Below are 14,521 nucleotides of genomic sequence, written 5' to 3'. Positions count from 1 at the left end.
TCGCCGACCACTTCATGTTCGAGGGTTTTATGGGTATCGCTGCCAGCGAACTGTGCCGCTATGTGATACGTCCGACATTGATCTACCTTGGGCGCCATAGCGCAACCGCCGAATCCCTGCTGCTGGGCATCGCCGCCAGTCAGTCAGCCTTGGGCTCCGCCCTGCACGATCGCCGTGGACACGGCCTGTACCGAATCGCCGAACCCCGCCACCAGGCACTCTGGGACCATTACCTGGCACTTGATCCGGAGCGCGCCAGCCTGGTCCGCGGCCTGGCCAGCCAGCATGCTTTCCTGAGCGGCCCGCACCTCGAACTGACCGTCAACCTGCGTTATGCCACCGCCATCGCCTGGCTGCTGGTCGAAGAACAGAACACTCCGCTTCCCGAAGCAGACGACCTGCTGGGAATGGCCCGCATCTGGCGCCAGACCTTCCAGCCTCAAGGACGCCTGAGAGACTTCACCTATGCCTGGCAAACCTGTGTTTCACCACTGAATCAGGTTGCCTGCTAATCCCCCCCTTTTCCGAAGATCGCGCAACACGCCGCGATTTGGTCGGATTGTCCTACAAAACCGCTCTAAATCAAGGCATACAGCCTATGGCGCTGGGACGAAAATGTTGGTAATTTTCGGCCCGGTGATCACCAAGAGTTCTAATAATGAAAAAAGTAATGCTCAAAACCACCCTTAGCCTTGCCGTTGCCGTGGCCTCCACCCAAATCTTCGCAAGTGGCTTCGCCCTCAATGAGCAAAGCATCAGCGGAATGGGGACAGGTTTTGCCGGGCGATCTTCTTCTGCCGACGACGCTTCCACCGTGTTTGGCAACCCTGCCGGTATGTCTCGCCTCAAGCGCGAACAAGTAACCGGTGGCGTTGCATTTATCGACGCACACACAGACATCAGTGATGCCAGTTCCCGCCCTAATGGTGGCTCCAACAAAGGTGACATGGTCCCTTTCATGGGCGTGCCTATGGGTTACTACGTCAAGCCTATCGACGATCATTGGGCATTCGGTCTCGGTGTATACGCACCGTTCGGCCTGGTGACCGACTATGAGAACAACTTTGCCGGTCGTTACTTCGGTAGCAAGAGCGAAGTCAAAATCGTCACCCTACAGCCAACCGTCAGCTATGCCTTCAACGACAAGGTGTCGATCGGTTTCGGTCCGACCATCAACCGTATTGACGGCACTCTGGAATCGAACCTGTCGGCAACGCAGGCCCGTCCAGACGGCAAGGTCAAGATCGAAGGTAACGACACTGCGCTTGGCTACAACTTCGGTATCCTGGTTCAAGCCACCGATAGCACTCGCGTCGGCCTGACCTATCACTCGAAAGTGAAATACAAGCTCGAGGGCAACACCAAGGTCAACTACCAACTCTTCGCGCTGCAGGGTCAGAACCCGAGCCAGAAGTACGACGCGTCGCTGGACATCACCACGCCTGAATCGGTCGACTTCTCGTTGACTCATAAGCTGGACGACCAATGGACGCTCTACGCCGGTAGCACCTGGACTCGCTGGAGCCGCCTGAAAGAGATCTCCGTCGAGAACGAAGGCGTTCCAGCGGCCCTGCGCCCTCAGTTTGGCACCATCACCGAAGAACAGAACTGGCATGACACCTGGGCTCACGCCATCGGTGCTTCGTATCAAGTGAACAAGCAATGGGTCCTGCGTACCGGTTTCTCCGTCGATCAGGCGCCGACCAACAACGAGAACCGTTCCCCACGCATTCCGACTGGCGATCGCAAGATTTTCAGCCTGGGCGCCGGCTGGAGCCCGACCGACGACCTGACCATCGACGTCGCGTATTCGTACCTGGTCGAAGAGTCGGTCAAGATCAACGAGACCAACGCTCGCAACCAGAACTACACCGCCAAGTATGAAAACTCGGCAAACGGTTTCGGTGTGGGTGCAACCTACCGCTTCTGATGACTCACGGCGAGCCTGAACCGCTCGCCGCTTGAATCAAAAAAGCCCCGCGCTCTTGTACAGAGGCGGGGCTTTTTAGTGGGTATCGATCAGGGCTGCGAGGCCAGTGCTTTCTCCACCGCCTCGATAAACTCGGGGTCATCAGGCTTGGTCAGGCTGGAAAAATTGGCGATCACTTTGCCCTTGCGATCGACCACGTATTTGTAGAAGTTCCACTTCGGCGCATCACTCTGCGCAGCGAGCACCCGGAACAGGTGGGTCGCGTCGTCACCGCGGACTTTCTGCGGTTCGGTCATGGTGAAGGTCACACCGTAATTGACGTAGCACACCTTGGCGGTCTCTTCGCCGTCCTTGGACTCCTGCTTGAAGTCGTTGGAAGGCACACCGATTACCTCCAGGCCCTGGCCCTTGTAACGCTGGTTCAGCGCCTCAAGGCTTTTGAACTGGGGGGCGAAACCGCAAAAGCTGGCGGTATTGACCACCACCAGCGGTTTACCGGCAAAGCGCTGACACAGGTCGATGGATTCCTTGGCGCGCAGCTTGGGCAACGAGCCTTGCAACAGCTCCGGGCACTCGGTGGCTTGTGACAATCCGGTAAACGCCACCAGTAACGCGGGAACGGCCAGCCAGCGCATCAGCATGTCCATACCTCCTTGAAAAGTCGCCTGAAACGAACTTACTCGCCCTCACCTCGTGCTAGCAAGCGCCCATACCCAATTGCATCAACGCCAGCCCGCCCTGATGCCAACCCCACCACGCCAACGCCAGCAGTAACACGCCGCCCGTTGCCACGGCGATCCGCGGCCAGAGGCTGTTCATGTCGCACTCATCCGGGTTTGCAGGCGCGCCACCGGCCGCTCACGCACCGGCCAGTTCAGGGCAGCCGCCAACAGACTCAAGAGAATCGCTACCTGCCAGATCAAGTCATAGCTCCCGGTCCGGTCATACACCACCCCGCCCAACCAGCCACCCAGGAATGATCCGAGCTGGTGGAACAGGAAAACAATCCCACCGAGCATGGACAGATTTCGCACGCCAAACAAGGTCGCCACGGTGCCGTTGGTCAATGGCACCGTCGACAGCCACAGGAAGCCCATGGCCATGCCAAACAGATACGCCGTGGTCGTCGTCACCGGCGCCCACAGAAACAGGACAATGACCACGGCCCGCAGTAAATACAGGCCGGTGAGCAAACGCGGCTTGGACATCCGCCCGCCGAGCCAGCCCGCCGTGTAAGTACCGAAGATGTTAAACAAGCCGATCAGCGCCAGCACCGTCGTGCCGACCGTGGCGGGCAAATGCTGATCCACCAGATACGCCGGCAAGTGCACGCCGATGAACACGACCTGGAAACCGCAGACAAAAAAGCCGAACGACAGCAGCCAGAAGCCCGAATGGGAACAGGCTTCACGCAAGGCTTCGGAGAGGGTCTGTTCATGACCGAAAACTGGCAACGGCTTGTCCTTGAGCATACTCACCAGCGGCACGATCAGCGCGACCAGCAGGCCCAGCGCCAGCAATGCCGCCGACCAGCCGAGCCAACCGATCAAACCCAGCGTGCCAGGCACCATCGCGAACTGGCCAAAAGAGCCGGCTGCGCTGGCGATGCCCATGCCCATGCTACGTTTCTCTGGGGGTACCACGCGGCCAACCACGCCCAGGATCACCGAAAATGAGGTGCCCGACAGCCCGATACCGATCAACAGGCCCGCGCTCAACGACAGGGTGACCGCCGAATCGGACAACCCCATGAACAGCAGGCCCATCGCGTAGAGCACGCCGCCGATCAGCACCACTTTCGCCGCGCCGAAGCGGTCGGCCAGCGCACCGGTGAAGGGCTGCGCCAGCCCCCAGATCAGGTTTTGCAGGGCGATGGCAAAGGCAAACGTCTCACGCCCCCAGCCAAATTCGGCACTCATCGGCGCCAGGAACAACCCGAAGCCGTGTCGCACGCCCAGAGACAACGCAAGGATCAGCGCACTCCCCACTAAAACCCAACCGCAAGTACGCCACATCGATGTCATTCTTATTCTCCGGTAGCGGGTATATACCCGCTTAAGATCGGAAAAACCGGCGTCACGCCAGTTCGTCCAGCAACTTCAGCAAAATTTCGCGTTTTTCGGCACCCAGTCGATCAACCAGTCGCTGCTGCGCCGCCTCCCAGGCTGGCAACGCCGCGGTCAAACGCTCAGCGCCAGCCTCGGTCAGCTTGACGATGCGATTGCGCATGTCTTCGCCCTCGACCAGCCTGACCAGGCCTTCGCCCTCCAGCACTCGCAGATTACGACCGAGGGTACTGCGGTCCAGGCCCATGGCCTCCGCCAGGACGGAAATACTCGGTTCATTCAGACGCTGCAGATTGCACAGCAAAGAATACTGGGCAACGTTGATTCCGAAGCCGTCGAGAGCGCCGTCGTAATGCCTGCTGACGCCACGGGCGGCGCGACGCAGGTTGATGCATAAACATTGGGATTCGAGCATGGTGCGTGTATATACCCGCGGTTAAATGAAAGCAAATTTTTAAAACATGTTACCCGTAGGAGCAAGCGGTGCGGCGATCCTACAAAACTAATGCAAGCCCTACGATCACCGTCATTTCCAGCAACTCTAGCAATGCACCGGCCGTATCGCCCGTGGTCCCGGCCAGTCGCCGCAGCATCACCTGTCGCAACCAAAAGAAGACCAGTAAAGCGATTACCAACGCCAAAACACCGCCGAGACCTGCAATCAGCACACACGCCAACGCACTGACCGCCAGCACCCACTTGCCCGCCAATCGCGGAAGATGATCGGCCAGTGCCTGCCCCAAACCACCGGCCCGCACATAGGGCGTGGTCAGGAACAACCCCAGCAACGCGGCACGGCCAATCAACGGAACGACGATCAGGAAAACGCTGTGTTGTTGCTCGATCAATGCCAGCAGCGCAGCGAACTTGAGCAGCAACACCAGCACCAGCGTCACCACCGCGATTGGACCGCTGCGCGGGTCTTTCATGATCGTCAGCGTGCGTTCACGGTCGCCGAATCCACCGAGCCAGGCGTCGGCGCTATCGGCCAGACCGTCGAGGTGCAACGCTCCGCTGAGCAACACCCAAACCGTCAGCAACAGCGCTGCGTGCAGTATCAAAGGCGTGCCGAGCAACAGCCAATTCAGCGCCCACAAGATCGCGCCAAACAGCAGCCCCACCAACGGATAAAACAGCAGGGAGCGCCCCAACTCCTCGGGCGCCGGCATGCCCGGCAGACGAATCGGCAGACTGCTCAAAAATTGCAGGGCGATCCAGAACGGCAACATGATCAGATCGCTTCCTTGAGGATGACGCCAGTCTCGATGCTCAGAGAAAACAGCGCACCATGGCCGACTTCAACGTTCAGCAACTGCTCACGTGGCAAGCCCCGCGCCTGCGCCAGCAACAAACGCATGACGCCGCCATGGCTGATCAGCAAAACACGTTCGCCCGCATACGCCGCATGCAACCGGGCGACAGCCGCCAATACCCGCGTCGAAAAATCCTCGACCCGCTCCCCTTGAGGTGGCGTAAACGAATAAGGGTCAGCCCAGAACAGGCCCAGCGCTTCGGCATCGGTTTGCATCAACGCCAACGCGCTCTGCCCTTCCCACGCACCGAAATGCAGTTCCTGCAGATCCTTATCCAGCTGCACGGGCAAGCCCAGTTGCGCCCCGAGCTCTTGCGCGAACCGCGCACAACGTTGCAACGGCGAACTGACCAGACGATCCCAAGGCCCCTGCTCGACCACCGCCGCGCGCATCTGCGCCCAACCTGTGTCGGTCAACGCGTCGTCGAGGCTGCCGCGCAGGCCGCCACCGAGTTCGGTTTCGCCGTGGCGCAACAGATCAAGGCGCAAAGTCATGCCGGACGATCCGCCACGGCCGCTTCGGCGAACGTCGCCATTTGTCCGTGAAGGTCGCACGCCAGGCGCAGCAGCGGCACGGCCAACGCAGCGCCGCTGCCTTCACCCAGACGCAGGCCGAGATCGAGCAACGGTTCGGCGTTCAAGGTTTCCAGCACATGACGATGACCCGGCTCGGCGCCGCGATGACCGAACAACAGCCACGGGCGGCAGTCAGGATTCAGGCGCACCGCCACCAACGCGGCAACGCTGCAAATGAACCCGTCGACCAGCACTGCGATGCCTTCCTGGGCACACGCCAGGTACGCGCCGACCAACGCTCCAATTTCGAAACCGCCGAGGCTGAACAGGGTTTGCAGCGCGTCGTCACGCTGAGCGCGGTGCAAAGCCAAAGCGCGTTCGATGACCTGGGCCTTGAGGCTGACACCCGCCGCGCTCAGGCCGGTGCCCGGCCCGGTCAAGTGCAGCACCGGGCAATCCAGCAACGCACAAGCCAACGCGCTGGCCGCCGTGGTATTGCCGATGCCCATTTCGCCACCGATGAACAACTGCGTACCGGCGGCGCTGGCACGCTGCACACTGTCACGACCGGCCTGCAAGGCGAGCGAGCCCTGCGCTTGAGTCATGGCGGGACCTTCAACAAAATTCGCGGTGCCTGCGCCGATGTTCAAGTGCCGCACGCCCGGCAGATTCAACGATGGCGTCACGGTCCCGAGGTCGACCACTTCGAGGGAAGCGCCGAGCTGGCGCGCCAGCACACTGATCGCCGCGCCACCGCTGACGAAGTTGTGCAGCATCTGCCCGGTGACTTCCTGGGGAAACGCCGACACGCCTTCGGCGACCACGCCATGGTCACCGGCAAAAATCGCAATCCACAACTGATCCAGGCTCGGTTTGACCTGCCCCTGCAACCCGGCCAATTGCACCGCTACCGACTCGAGCCGCCCAAGAGAGCCGGCGGGCTTGGTCAGCTGCTGTTGCCGTGCCTGAGCCTGTTCGACGGCTTGAGCGTCAACCGGCTTGCACGGGTTCAGCCACCAGGTTTGAGTCATAACGCAGTTCCTTTCAAGGTCAGGGGCAGGCCGGCGACGGTCAGGACGACTCGCTGACAGCGCTCGGCCAAGGCTTGATGCAGCCAACCGGCTTCATCGACATAGCGGCGAGTCAATTCGCCCAGCGGCACGACACCCATTCCGGTCTCGTTGCTGACAAAAATGATTTCACCCGGCAATTCGGCCAGGCAGTCCAGCAAGGCTTCGCGCTCGGCGGTCAGTCGCTCGGCGTCGTCGAGCATCAGCAGATTGGTCATCCACAGGGTCAGGCAATCCACCAGCAGGCAACGATCGGCGCGGGCGGATTCGCGCAGGACGCGGGCGAGTTCAACGGGCTCTTCGATCAGAGCCCACTCGGCCGGACGGCGTGCACGGTGATGGGCGACCCGTTCGTTCATTTCCCCGTCCAGGGGTTGGCTGGTGGCGATGTAGGTCACGCTCAGGTGGCTGTCGGACGCGAGTTTCTCGGCCAGGCGACTTTTGCCGGAGCGGGCACCGCCGAGGATCAGTTGCAGCATGGTTCATTCCTTTCAATCTTCGGTGACTGTGCCGGCCTCATCAAATCCCGCAGAGCTCACGAAGTAGCCGGGTATCCAGATGCTTCTCCACCAGATCCGCCAGACGTTCGATATCCCGCTCGCGCAAGCCGTGGTAATCCACGTCCTGCACCTCCTGCAAACCCGCCCAACGCAACAGCGCACTGCACGCCGCAGGCGATTCGAACAGGCCATGCAGGTAGGTGCCGAAAATCTGCCCGTCGCCACTTTGCGCGCCGTCGCAACGACCATCGTCCAACTGCACGGCGGCATTTTCCAACGCGGGTCCGGTGGTCACGCCAGCATGAATTTCATAACCGCTGACTTCAGCGTTCTCCAGCGTCAGGCGCCCGCGCACATTGCGCAGTTGCTTCTCTTCTTCGAGCTGCGTTTCGAACGCCAACAAACCCAGACCGGCACTGGAGCCCGGCGCACCTTCGAGGCCCAACGGGTCGTGCACCTGCTCGCCGAGCATCTGCAGGCCGCCGCAAATCCCCAACACCTTTCCGCCATAGCGCAAATGCCGGGCGATGGCGGTGTCCCAGCCATTGGCGCGCAAATACGCGAGGTCGCTGCGCACGCTTTTCGAGCCGGGAAGAACGATCAGGTCAGCGGGTGGAATCGCCTGGCCGGGGCCGATGAATTGCAGGTCCACTTGCGGGTGCAGGCGCAGCGGATCGAAATCGGTGTGGTTGCTGATGCGCGGCAACACCGGCACAACGACCTTCAGCACCTGGTCGGCCTTGTCGGTCTGGCGCTGATCGATGCCGTCCTCGGCCTCCAGGTGCAGGTCCATCACGTACGGCAGCACGCCGATCACCGGTTTGCCGGTGCGCGCTTCCAGCCAGTCGAGACCGGGTTGCAGCAAGGCAATGTCGCCGCGAAAACGGTTGATGATGAAGCCTTTGATCCGCGCCTGCTCGGTGGGAGAAAGCAATTCCAGCGTGCCCACCAGATGTGCGAAAACGCCGCCGCGATTGATGTCGGCGATCAGCAGCACCGGGCAATCCACCGCCTCGGCGAACCCCATGTTGGCGATGTCGCCGGCCCGCAAATTGATCTCGGCCGGCGAGCCTGCGCCTTCGACCATCACCACCGGATACGCCGCGCTCAGCCGCTCATGGGACGCGAGCACCGCTTGCATGGCGATGGCTTTGTAGTCGTGATACGCAACCGCGTTCATCGTCGTGACAGCGCGCCCGTGAATGATCACTTGGGCGCCAGTGTCGCTGTTGGGTTTGAGCAGCACCGGGTTCATGTCGGTGTGCGGGTCGAGATAAGCGGCCTGAGCCTGCACCGCTTGTGCACGTCCGATCTCGCCACCGTCGGCGGTCACGGCACTGTTGAGCGCCATGTTCTGCGGCTTGAACGGCACGACGCATACGCCCTGCCGCGTGACCCAGCGACACAGCGCCGTCACCAGTGTGCTTTTACCGGCGTCCGAAGTCGTGCCCTGCACCATCAACGTTGTCATCGGGTTTCCCTGGCGTAGGCGTCGAACGCTTGATCAAGTCGGGCCCAGTCGGCTTCTTCACCGGGCAGGCCGAACCGCAGGCTGCTGTTGTGGGTGAACAACCGCAGCAGAATGCCGTGGCGGGCCATGAATTCATGGAGTGCTTCGGCGTGTTCGGTGGTCAGCCACTGAAACAGGGCACAACCACCCTGAGGTTTGAAACCGTGCTTTTCCAACAGTGCAGCCAAACGCTCGCTGGCCGCTTCGGTGCGCACACGCTGTCTGGCGTGGCCTTCGGTATCCTGCAGACAGGCTTGCCCCAACACGCGAGTCGGTCCGCTGACGGCCCAGGGCCCGACTTGTTCGGCGAGCAGCTTGAGCAGCTTGCGCTCCGCCAGCACGAACCCCAGCCGGACACCGGCCAGGCCAAAAAACTTGCCGAAGGAGCGCAACACGATCAAGCCGACCTGATGGGCGCACGGCGCCAGGCTCAGCTGTGGCGTGTTGTCCATGAACGCTTCGTCCACCACCAGCCAGCCACCGCGCTGGGCCAGTCTGGAATGCCAGTCGAGCAGACGGCTCGGGGTCAGGCTCAGGCCCGTCGGGTTGTTCGGGTTGACCACCACCAGCACATCGAGACTGTCGAGGAAAAAGTCGACCTCTTGCTCCAGCACTTCACGCACGATGTAACCGCTGCGGCGCCAGGCTTCGGCGTGCTCGGCGTAACACGGCGACAGCACGCCGACCTTGCCGACCCGGCGCAAACGCGGCAGCAACTGGATCGCCATTTGCGAACCGGCCACTGGCAGCACCTGCGCGGCACCGTAGTAATCGCAGGCGGCTTGTTCCAGTCCGTCATCGGTTTCCGGCAATCGCGCCCAGGCGCGCAACGGAATGTCGGGGACCGGAAACGGCCAGGGCGCGAGGCCGCTGGACAGATCAAGCCAATCAGCTTCGGCGATGCCGTATTCGAGCGCCGCCTTGCGCAACCGTCCACCATGCTCAAGCATAGAATTCAGCCCCCACGCAGAGAATCAGCAGCCATAACCATACCCCGCGCTGGACCAATTGCCAGCCTCGGTCGATGGAGTCGGCGTCCGCCGGCGCGCCCTCGCCCAGTTGCGGACGCTGATGCAGTTCACCGTGATAAATCGCCGCCCCGCCCAACTCGACGCCCAGCGAACCAGCACCCGCGGCCATCACCGGGCCGGCGTTCGGACTGTCCCATGTCGGACCCTGGGTGCGCCAGCATTTCAGGGCGAGTCGGGTTTTGCCCAGCAGCGCGTAGGTCAACGCCACCAGTCGCGCAGGAATGTAGTTGAGCACGTCGTCGATCTTCGCCGCGGCCCAGCCAAAACGTTCGAAGCGCTCGGTGCGATAACCCCACATCGCATCCAGCGTATTGCTCAATCGGTAGAGCACCACGCCGGGCGCGCCGGCCACTGCAAACCAGAACAGCGCGGCAAACACCGCGTCGCTGCCGTTCTCCAGGACGGATTCGGTGGCGGCGCGGGCGACCTCGGTTTTATCCAGCTCACTGGTCTGGCGGCTGACCAGGTAACCGACACGCGCGCGCGCTTCCTCCAGATCATCACTGCGCAGCGCCGTGGCCACCGGCGTGACGTGTTCACCGAGGCTACGCAGGCCGAGGGCGCAATAGAGCGCGAGAATCTCGACGATCCAGCCGACATAAGGCGCCCAGGAAAAAGCCGTGGCGAGCAAGGTCAGCGGCACGACCGCGATCACCCAGGCGGTAACGCCGTGGCTGCGCCAGCCGCGTCCTTCACCATTGAAACGTTGTTCGATGCGGTCGGCAAAACGGCCGAACGCCACCAGCGGATGCCAGCGTTTGGGTTCACCCAGCAGCGCATCCAGCGCCACTGCGGCGACACTCAACAACGCCACACTCATTGACTCACTCCCCAATAATTCTCATACAGCAATTCGCTTAGCGGACGCGCCTGCGCCCAGCCTTCGAGTACCAGCATCGGCGCCGGATAGAATTCCTTGACCGGCCCGAGGCAAAGAATCGCCAAAGGTTTGGCCCCGGCGGGCAAACCCAGCAGGTCGGCCAGGGCTTGCGGTTCGAATAAAGAGACCCAGCCCATGCCCAGCCCTTCGGCGCGGGAGGCCAGCCACAGGTTCTGGATCGCGCAGGACAACGAGGCCATGTCCATTTCGGGCAAGGTGCGGCGGCCGAAAATGTGGCGTTCGCGGTCGTCCATCAGCGCGGCGACCAACACTTCCGCGCAGTCGTTGATGCCTTCGACTTTCAGCTTCATGAATTCGTCGGTGCGTTCGCCGAGGGCTTCGGCGGTGCGGATGCGTTCTTCTTCCACCAGCACTTGGATCTTGCCGCGCAGGGCGCGATCGCTGATGCGGATGAATCGCCAGGGCTGCATCAGGCCGACGCTTGGGGCCTGATGCGCGGCTTCGAGCAGTCGCCGGAGCAACTCAGGTTCGACGGTGCCGCCGCTGAAGTGGCGCATGTCGCGGCGTTCGGCTATCGCGCGATACACCGCCTGCCGTTCGGCTTCACTGAATGCGTTGTCGGTCATGGCCTCATCGCTGGCAGGCCAGCTCCCACAGGGATCTGCGTTTCTTCAGGTAATACACGGTCAACTGTGGGAGCTGGCCTGCCAGCGATGGCAGCTTCACGGTCAGGCGCAAACAGCGCAGCTACAGCGTTCGGATTGGACGGGAAATAGAAATGCACATAGGAAGCCGTCATCCGCCCCTGCCGATAAACCGCCTCCGCTCCGCGCCCGCCGTTAGGACTGAGGCCACGGGCAATCGGCTCAAGTTCGGTGCTGGTCAACGAATGATGATAGGTGTGGCCGCGCAGCGAACCTTCGGGCAATTCCACCGCCTGCAACGCCAGCGCCGCCAGCCGTTTCTGCATCACCGCATCACCGGCCAGCAACCCCACCAGTTCTGCGCGAGTACCTTCGACATCGGTCAGCGAATCGAGCAGATACAGCATGCCGCCACACTCGGCCAGCAACGGTTTGCCCGCCGCATGGTGAGCGCGAATGGCGCCAAGCATGGAGGTGTTCTGTGCCAGCGCGACATGGTGCAATTCCGGGTAACCGCCCGGCAGATAGAGACTGTCAGCCTCCGGCAATTGCGTGTCGCGGATCGGCGAGAAGAATGACAATTCGGCGCCCATGGCTCGCAGCAAATCCAGGCTCGCGCCGTAGGTGAAAGCGAAGGCTTCATCACGGGCCACGGCAATCCGTACACCGGCCAGCAACGGTTCGGCGGCAATCACTTCTGGAGCGGCGAACTCCACAGGTGGCGGCAGCGTAACGTCACAGCTGGCGGCCAGTGATTCGGCCGCCGCATCGAGACGCAGGTCGAGATCGTTCAACTCGCTGGCCTGAACCAGACCGAGGTGCCGACTCGGCAATTCAATCCCGGTCTCCCGGGACAATGCGCCGTACCAGCGCAAGCCTTCAGTCAGGCTGCCTTCAAGCAACTGCGCATGGCGCAAGGTGCCCACCCGGTTGGCCAGCACGCCAGCGAACGGCAGGTCCGGCTGATACTTCGCCAACCCCAACGCCAGCGCACCAAAGGTCTGCGCCATCGCCGTCCCGTCGATCACCCCGAGCACCGGCACACCGAAATGCCGCGCCAGGTCAGCGCTGGACGGCGTGCCGTCAAACAGCCCCATGACGCCTTCGATCAGGATCAGATCGGCTTCACCGGCGGCTTCCCACAACAGTCGACGACTTTCCTGCTCGCCGACCATCCACATGTCCAGTTGGTAGACCGGCGCACCGCTGGCGCGCTCGAGAATCATCGGGTCGAGAAAGTCCGGACCGCATTTGAACACGCGCACCTTGCGCCCCTGATTGCGATGCAAACGGGCCAGCGCGGCGGTGACGGTGGTCTTGCCCTGACCGGAAGCCGGCGCGGCAATCAAGACCGCCGGGCAATGACGTGGTTGACTCACAATTCGACGCCTTTTTGCGCTTTGATGCCGGCCTGGAAGGCGTGCTTGATGACGCCCATTTCTGTAACGGTGTCGGCCAGTTCAATCATTTCCGGCTTGGCGCCGCGACCGGTGACCACCACGTGCTGCATCGGCGGCCGCGCCTGCAAGTCGCTGAGCACCTGATCGAGATCGAGGTAACCGTGCTTGAGGGCAATGTTCAGTTCATCCAGCACCACCAGGCCGATCGACGGATCCTGAAGCAGTTCACGGGACACTGCCCAGGCGGCTTCGGCGGCGGCGATGTCGCGTTGGCGGTCCTGGGTTTCCCAGGTAAAGCCCTCGCCCATCACATGAAAACGCACCTGCTCGGGAAAGCGCCGGAAAAACAGTTCTTCGCCCGTGCTGTTGCGGCCCTTGATGAACTGCACCACGCCGCATTGCATGCCATGGCCCAGGGAGCGGGCGAGCATGCCGAACGCCGAGCTGCTTTTGCCTTTGCCGTTGCCGGTCAGCACCAGCAGCAGGCCGCATTCATTCGGCGAGTTGGCGATGCGTTCGTCGATCACGGCTTTTTTGCGCAGCATGCGCGCCAGATGGCGTTCGTCACGATCGGGAGTATCAGTCATGGGGAGCTCTCCGTTGAGGCTGGATAACGGCGGGCAGGCACAAGAATAGACGGCAAGAAGCCTGGCATCGCCCACCGTGATGCCGCTGGATGGATCAGGCCGGTCTCCGGGCTCATGAGCGGCACTCCGCCTGACTGCGCGCCTTCCCATGCCGATATCGACACAGTGGCAACAATGCTCAGTCTTCACTCATTTACCGTTGCGGGGGCAGCGCCGGGATCGTGATTGTTCATGAATGGAACGAATGCACTCACCGGCTTCCCTGTTTCACTCTGTCGACCGAGGCCACAGAGCACCTGAAACAAGCCGCGAAGGTTAGAGGGTTGGGGGTGGAGCGTCAATTAAAGCCGGGACGCCGTCGGGCGATTAACTGCCGTTGATCAATTAACTGACGCCAATCTTGTGCCACACTCTCAGCAGTGATATCAAAGCGCCACAACCTGACAACACAATAACAAGGGTGAGCCACATGCAAGGCATGATCATCAGCAATCCGAAGCTGGAATTCCTGCGCCCGGTGCTGGAGCGCTGGTTTGACTGTATCGACCGTTACAACGCCGTGCGCGGCGATAACGACACGCCTTACTGGTACGACGAAAAAGCCAACCTCGGCTTGCTCTCCGCCGCCGCATGGGCGGCGGAAATGGTCACGCTGCAACAGACACCGACCCGCAAACAGAACGAGGAAGGCGAACGCAACGCCCGCGCCGACCTGTTCATCGCCACCAGCGAAGAACGCGCCTACCTTCAAGCCACGCAGCGTTGGCCACGGGTCAACAACCTGAACCTGACACAGGCGCTGGCCGATATCACCAGCGACGCCAGGCGAATCAGCTACGCCAGTGACCTGAAACTCGGCTGCCTGTTCGTTGCACCGCAAAAAGCCCAGCATGGCGCCACCCCGGAAGAACTCCAGGACATGGTCGACGATCTGCAAAAGGAACACTCCTGCGCCGTCGCCTGGTATTTCCCCTACGCCTACCGCAAGTTGCGTAATGAAGCGGGCAACTATCACCCTGGCATCGCCGTGCTGTTCAAGGAAGCCCGCGGCTGACCGGTTGAACCATCGCGGGTGTGCGCTTCTCTATTGATCAGGTCACTGCATTTATAGGGA

The 14,521-nt window shown here is 61.7% G+C and carries 17 protein-coding genes and 1 riboswitch; of the genes, 3 read left to right on the top strand and 14 right to left on the bottom strand.

What is annotated here, in order from left to right; all coding sequences use genetic code 11:
• The first annotated feature begins 29 nt into the window (after positions 1-29).
• Both B723_RS14345 and B723_RS14340 read left to right on the top strand, forming a co-directional pair.
• Positions 30-512 carry a hypothetical protein gene (locus B723_RS14345; protein WP_008033583.1) on the top strand — a complete coding sequence of 161 codons (483 nt, stop codon included), beginning with the start codon at positions 30-32 and terminating at the stop codon, positions 510-512.
• A gap of 146 nt (positions 513-658) precedes the next feature.
• Positions 659-1,930: an OmpP1/FadL family transporter gene (locus tag B723_RS14340; protein ID WP_017337280.1), complete on the top strand. Its 1,272-nt coding sequence runs from the start codon at positions 659-661 to the stop codon at positions 1,928-1,930.
• Positions 1,931-2,019: 89 nt separating this feature from the next.
• Here B723_RS14340 and B723_RS14335 read toward each other — a convergent pair whose 3' ends face one another.
• The 14 genes from B723_RS14335 to cobO form a co-directional block, all read right to left on the bottom strand.
• Positions 2,020-2,571 carry a glutathione peroxidase gene (locus tag B723_RS14335; RefSeq protein ID WP_017337279.1) on the bottom strand — a complete coding sequence of 184 codons (552 nt, stop codon included), beginning with the start codon at positions 2,569-2,571 and terminating at the stop codon, positions 2,020-2,022.
• Between the two features lie 55 nt (positions 2,572-2,626).
• Positions 2,627-2,749, bottom strand: coding sequence for a hypothetical protein (locus B723_RS33925; protein ID WP_017337278.1), 123 nt, complete (start codon positions 2,747-2,749; stop codon positions 2,627-2,629).
• On the bottom strand, positions 2,746-3,954 hold the full coding sequence (locus B723_RS14330) for an MFS transporter (protein ID WP_017337277.1): 1,209 nt from the start codon (positions 3,952-3,954) through the stop codon (positions 2,746-2,748). Before B723_RS14330 ends, B723_RS33925 begins: the two co-directional genes overlap by 4 nt.
• Positions 3,955-4,006: 52 nt before the next feature.
• Positions 4,007-4,411: a MarR family winged helix-turn-helix transcriptional regulator gene (locus B723_RS14325; RefSeq protein ID WP_017337276.1), complete on the bottom strand. Its 405-nt coding sequence runs from the start codon at positions 4,409-4,411 to the stop codon at positions 4,007-4,009.
• 79 nt (positions 4,412-4,490) lie between these two features.
• Entirely contained in the window at positions 4,491-5,225 is a 735-nt protein-coding gene (locus tag B723_RS14320) for an adenosylcobinamide-GDP ribazoletransferase (RefSeq protein ID WP_017337275.1), read from the bottom strand.
• A 2-nt stretch (positions 5,226-5,227) separates the two neighbouring features.
• Positions 5,228-5,803: an alpha-ribazole phosphatase family protein gene (gene cobC / locus B723_RS14315; protein WP_017337274.1), complete on the bottom strand. Its 576-nt coding sequence runs from the start codon at positions 5,801-5,803 to the stop codon at positions 5,228-5,230.
• Positions 5,800-6,855 (bottom strand): nicotinate-nucleotide--dimethylbenzimidazole phosphoribosyltransferase, encoded by a 1,056-nt coding sequence (cobT, locus tag B723_RS14310; RefSeq protein ID WP_017337273.1) that lies wholly within the window; start codon positions 6,853-6,855, stop codon positions 5,800-5,802. The genes cobC and cobT overlap by 4 nt, the downstream gene beginning before the upstream one ends.
• Positions 6,852-7,373, bottom strand: coding sequence for a bifunctional adenosylcobinamide kinase/adenosylcobinamide-phosphate guanylyltransferase (cobU, locus tag B723_RS14305; RefSeq protein WP_017337272.1), 522 nt, complete (start codon positions 7,371-7,373; stop codon positions 6,852-6,854). Before cobU ends, cobT begins: the two co-directional genes overlap by 4 nt.
• Positions 7,374-7,413: 40 nt before the next feature.
• Positions 7,414-8,865, bottom strand: a complete 1,452-nt coding sequence (locus B723_RS14300) for a cobyric acid synthase (RefSeq protein WP_017337271.1) — start codon at positions 8,863-8,865, stop codon at positions 7,414-7,416.
• On the bottom strand, positions 8,862-9,854 hold the full coding sequence (gene cobD / locus B723_RS14295) for a threonine-phosphate decarboxylase CobD (protein ID WP_017337270.1): 993 nt from the start codon (positions 9,852-9,854) through the stop codon (positions 8,862-8,864). The genes B723_RS14300 and cobD overlap by 4 nt, the downstream gene beginning before the upstream one ends.
• Positions 9,847-10,755 (bottom strand): adenosylcobinamide-phosphate synthase CbiB, encoded by a 909-nt coding sequence (cbiB, locus tag B723_RS14290; RefSeq protein ID WP_017337269.1) that lies wholly within the window; start codon positions 10,753-10,755, stop codon positions 9,847-9,849. Before cbiB ends, cobD begins: the two co-directional genes overlap by 8 nt.
• On the bottom strand, positions 10,752-11,402 hold the full coding sequence (gene bluB, locus B723_RS14285; protein ID WP_017337268.1) for a 5,6-dimethylbenzimidazole synthase: 651 nt from the start codon (positions 11,400-11,402) through the stop codon (positions 10,752-10,754). The genes cbiB and bluB overlap by 4 nt, the downstream gene beginning before the upstream one ends.
• Positions 11,399-12,799, bottom strand: coding sequence for a cobyrinate a,c-diamide synthase (locus B723_RS14280; RefSeq protein WP_017337267.1), 1,401 nt, complete (start codon positions 12,797-12,799; stop codon positions 11,399-11,401). Before B723_RS14280 ends, bluB begins: the two co-directional genes overlap by 4 nt.
• Entirely contained in the window at positions 12,796-13,407 is a 612-nt protein-coding gene (cobO, locus tag B723_RS14275; RefSeq protein ID WP_017337266.1) for a cob(I)yrinic acid a,c-diamide adenosyltransferase, read from the bottom strand. Before cobO ends, B723_RS14280 begins: the two co-directional genes overlap by 4 nt.
• Before the next feature lie 80 nt (positions 13,408-13,487).
• A riboswitch (cobalamin riboswitch) is annotated at positions 13,488-13,722 on the bottom strand.
• Positions 13,723-13,876: 154 nt separating this feature from the next.
• Between cobO and B723_RS14270 the strand changes: the two genes are divergently transcribed.
• Positions 13,877-14,461 (top strand): hypothetical protein, encoded by a 585-nt coding sequence (locus tag B723_RS14270; RefSeq protein WP_017337265.1) that lies wholly within the window; start codon positions 13,877-13,879, stop codon positions 14,459-14,461.
• Positions 14,462-14,521 lie beyond the last annotated feature (60 nt).

Origin of the sequence: Pseudomonas fluorescens NCIMB 11764 (genome assembly GCF_000293885.2) — a bacterium.
Lineage (GTDB): Bacteria > Pseudomonadota > Gammaproteobacteria > Pseudomonadales > Pseudomonadaceae > Aquipseudomonas > Aquipseudomonas fluorescens_B.
This window is presented reverse-complemented; position numbering and strand designations above follow the sequence as displayed.

Coding starts and splice junctions, on each gene's coding strand:
- B723_RS14325 (WP_017337276.1), bottom strand. CDS start 4,411: ATGCTCGAATCCCAATGTTTATGCATCAACCTGCGTCGCGCCGCCCGT.
- B723_RS14340 (WP_017337280.1), top strand. CDS start 659: ATGAAAAAAGTAATGCTCAAAACCACCCTTAGCCTTGCCGTTGCCGTG.
- bluB (WP_017337268.1), bottom strand. CDS start 11,402: ATGACCGACAACGCATTCAGTGAAGCCGAACGGCAGGCGGTGTATCGC.
- B723_RS14320 (WP_017337275.1), bottom strand. CDS start 5,225: ATGTTGCCGTTCTGGATCGCCCTGCAATTTTTGAGCAGTCTGCCGATT.
- cbiB (WP_017337269.1), bottom strand. CDS start 10,755: ATGAGTGTGGCGTTGTTGAGTGTCGCCGCAGTGGCGCTGGATGCGCTG.
- B723_RS14300 (WP_017337271.1), bottom strand. CDS start 8,865: ATGACAACGTTGATGGTGCAGGGCACGACTTCGGACGCCGGTAAAAGC.
- cobO (WP_017337266.1), bottom strand. CDS start 13,407: ATGACTGATACTCCCGATCGTGACGAACGCCATCTGGCGCGCATGCTG.
- cobT (WP_017337273.1), bottom strand. CDS start 6,855: ATGACTCAAACCTGGTGGCTGAACCCGTGCAAGCCGGTTGACGCTCAA.
- cobD (WP_017337270.1), bottom strand. CDS start 9,854: ATGCTTGAGCATGGTGGACGGTTGCGCAAGGCGGCGCTCGAATACGGC.
- B723_RS14345 (WP_008033583.1), top strand. CDS start 30: ATGGGTATCGCTGCCAGCGAACTGTGCCGCTATGTGATACGTCCGACA.
- cobC (WP_017337274.1), bottom strand. CDS start 5,803: ATGACTTTGCGCCTTGATCTGTTGCGCCACGGCGAAACCGAACTCGGT.
- B723_RS14335 (WP_017337279.1), bottom strand. CDS start 2,571: ATGCTGATGCGCTGGCTGGCCGTTCCCGCGTTACTGGTGGCGTTTACC.
- cobU (WP_017337272.1), bottom strand. CDS start 7,373: ATGCTGCAACTGATCCTCGGCGGTGCCCGCTCCGGCAAAAGTCGCCTG.
- B723_RS14330 (WP_017337277.1), bottom strand. CDS start 3,954: ATGACATCGATGTGGCGTACTTGCGGTTGGGTTTTAGTGGGGAGTGCG.
- B723_RS14270 (WP_017337265.1), top strand. CDS start 13,877: ATGCAAGGCATGATCATCAGCAATCCGAAGCTGGAATTCCTGCGCCCG.
- B723_RS33925 (WP_017337278.1), bottom strand. CDS start 2,749: ATGAACAGCCTCTGGCCGCGGATCGCCGTGGCAACGGGCGGCGTGTTA.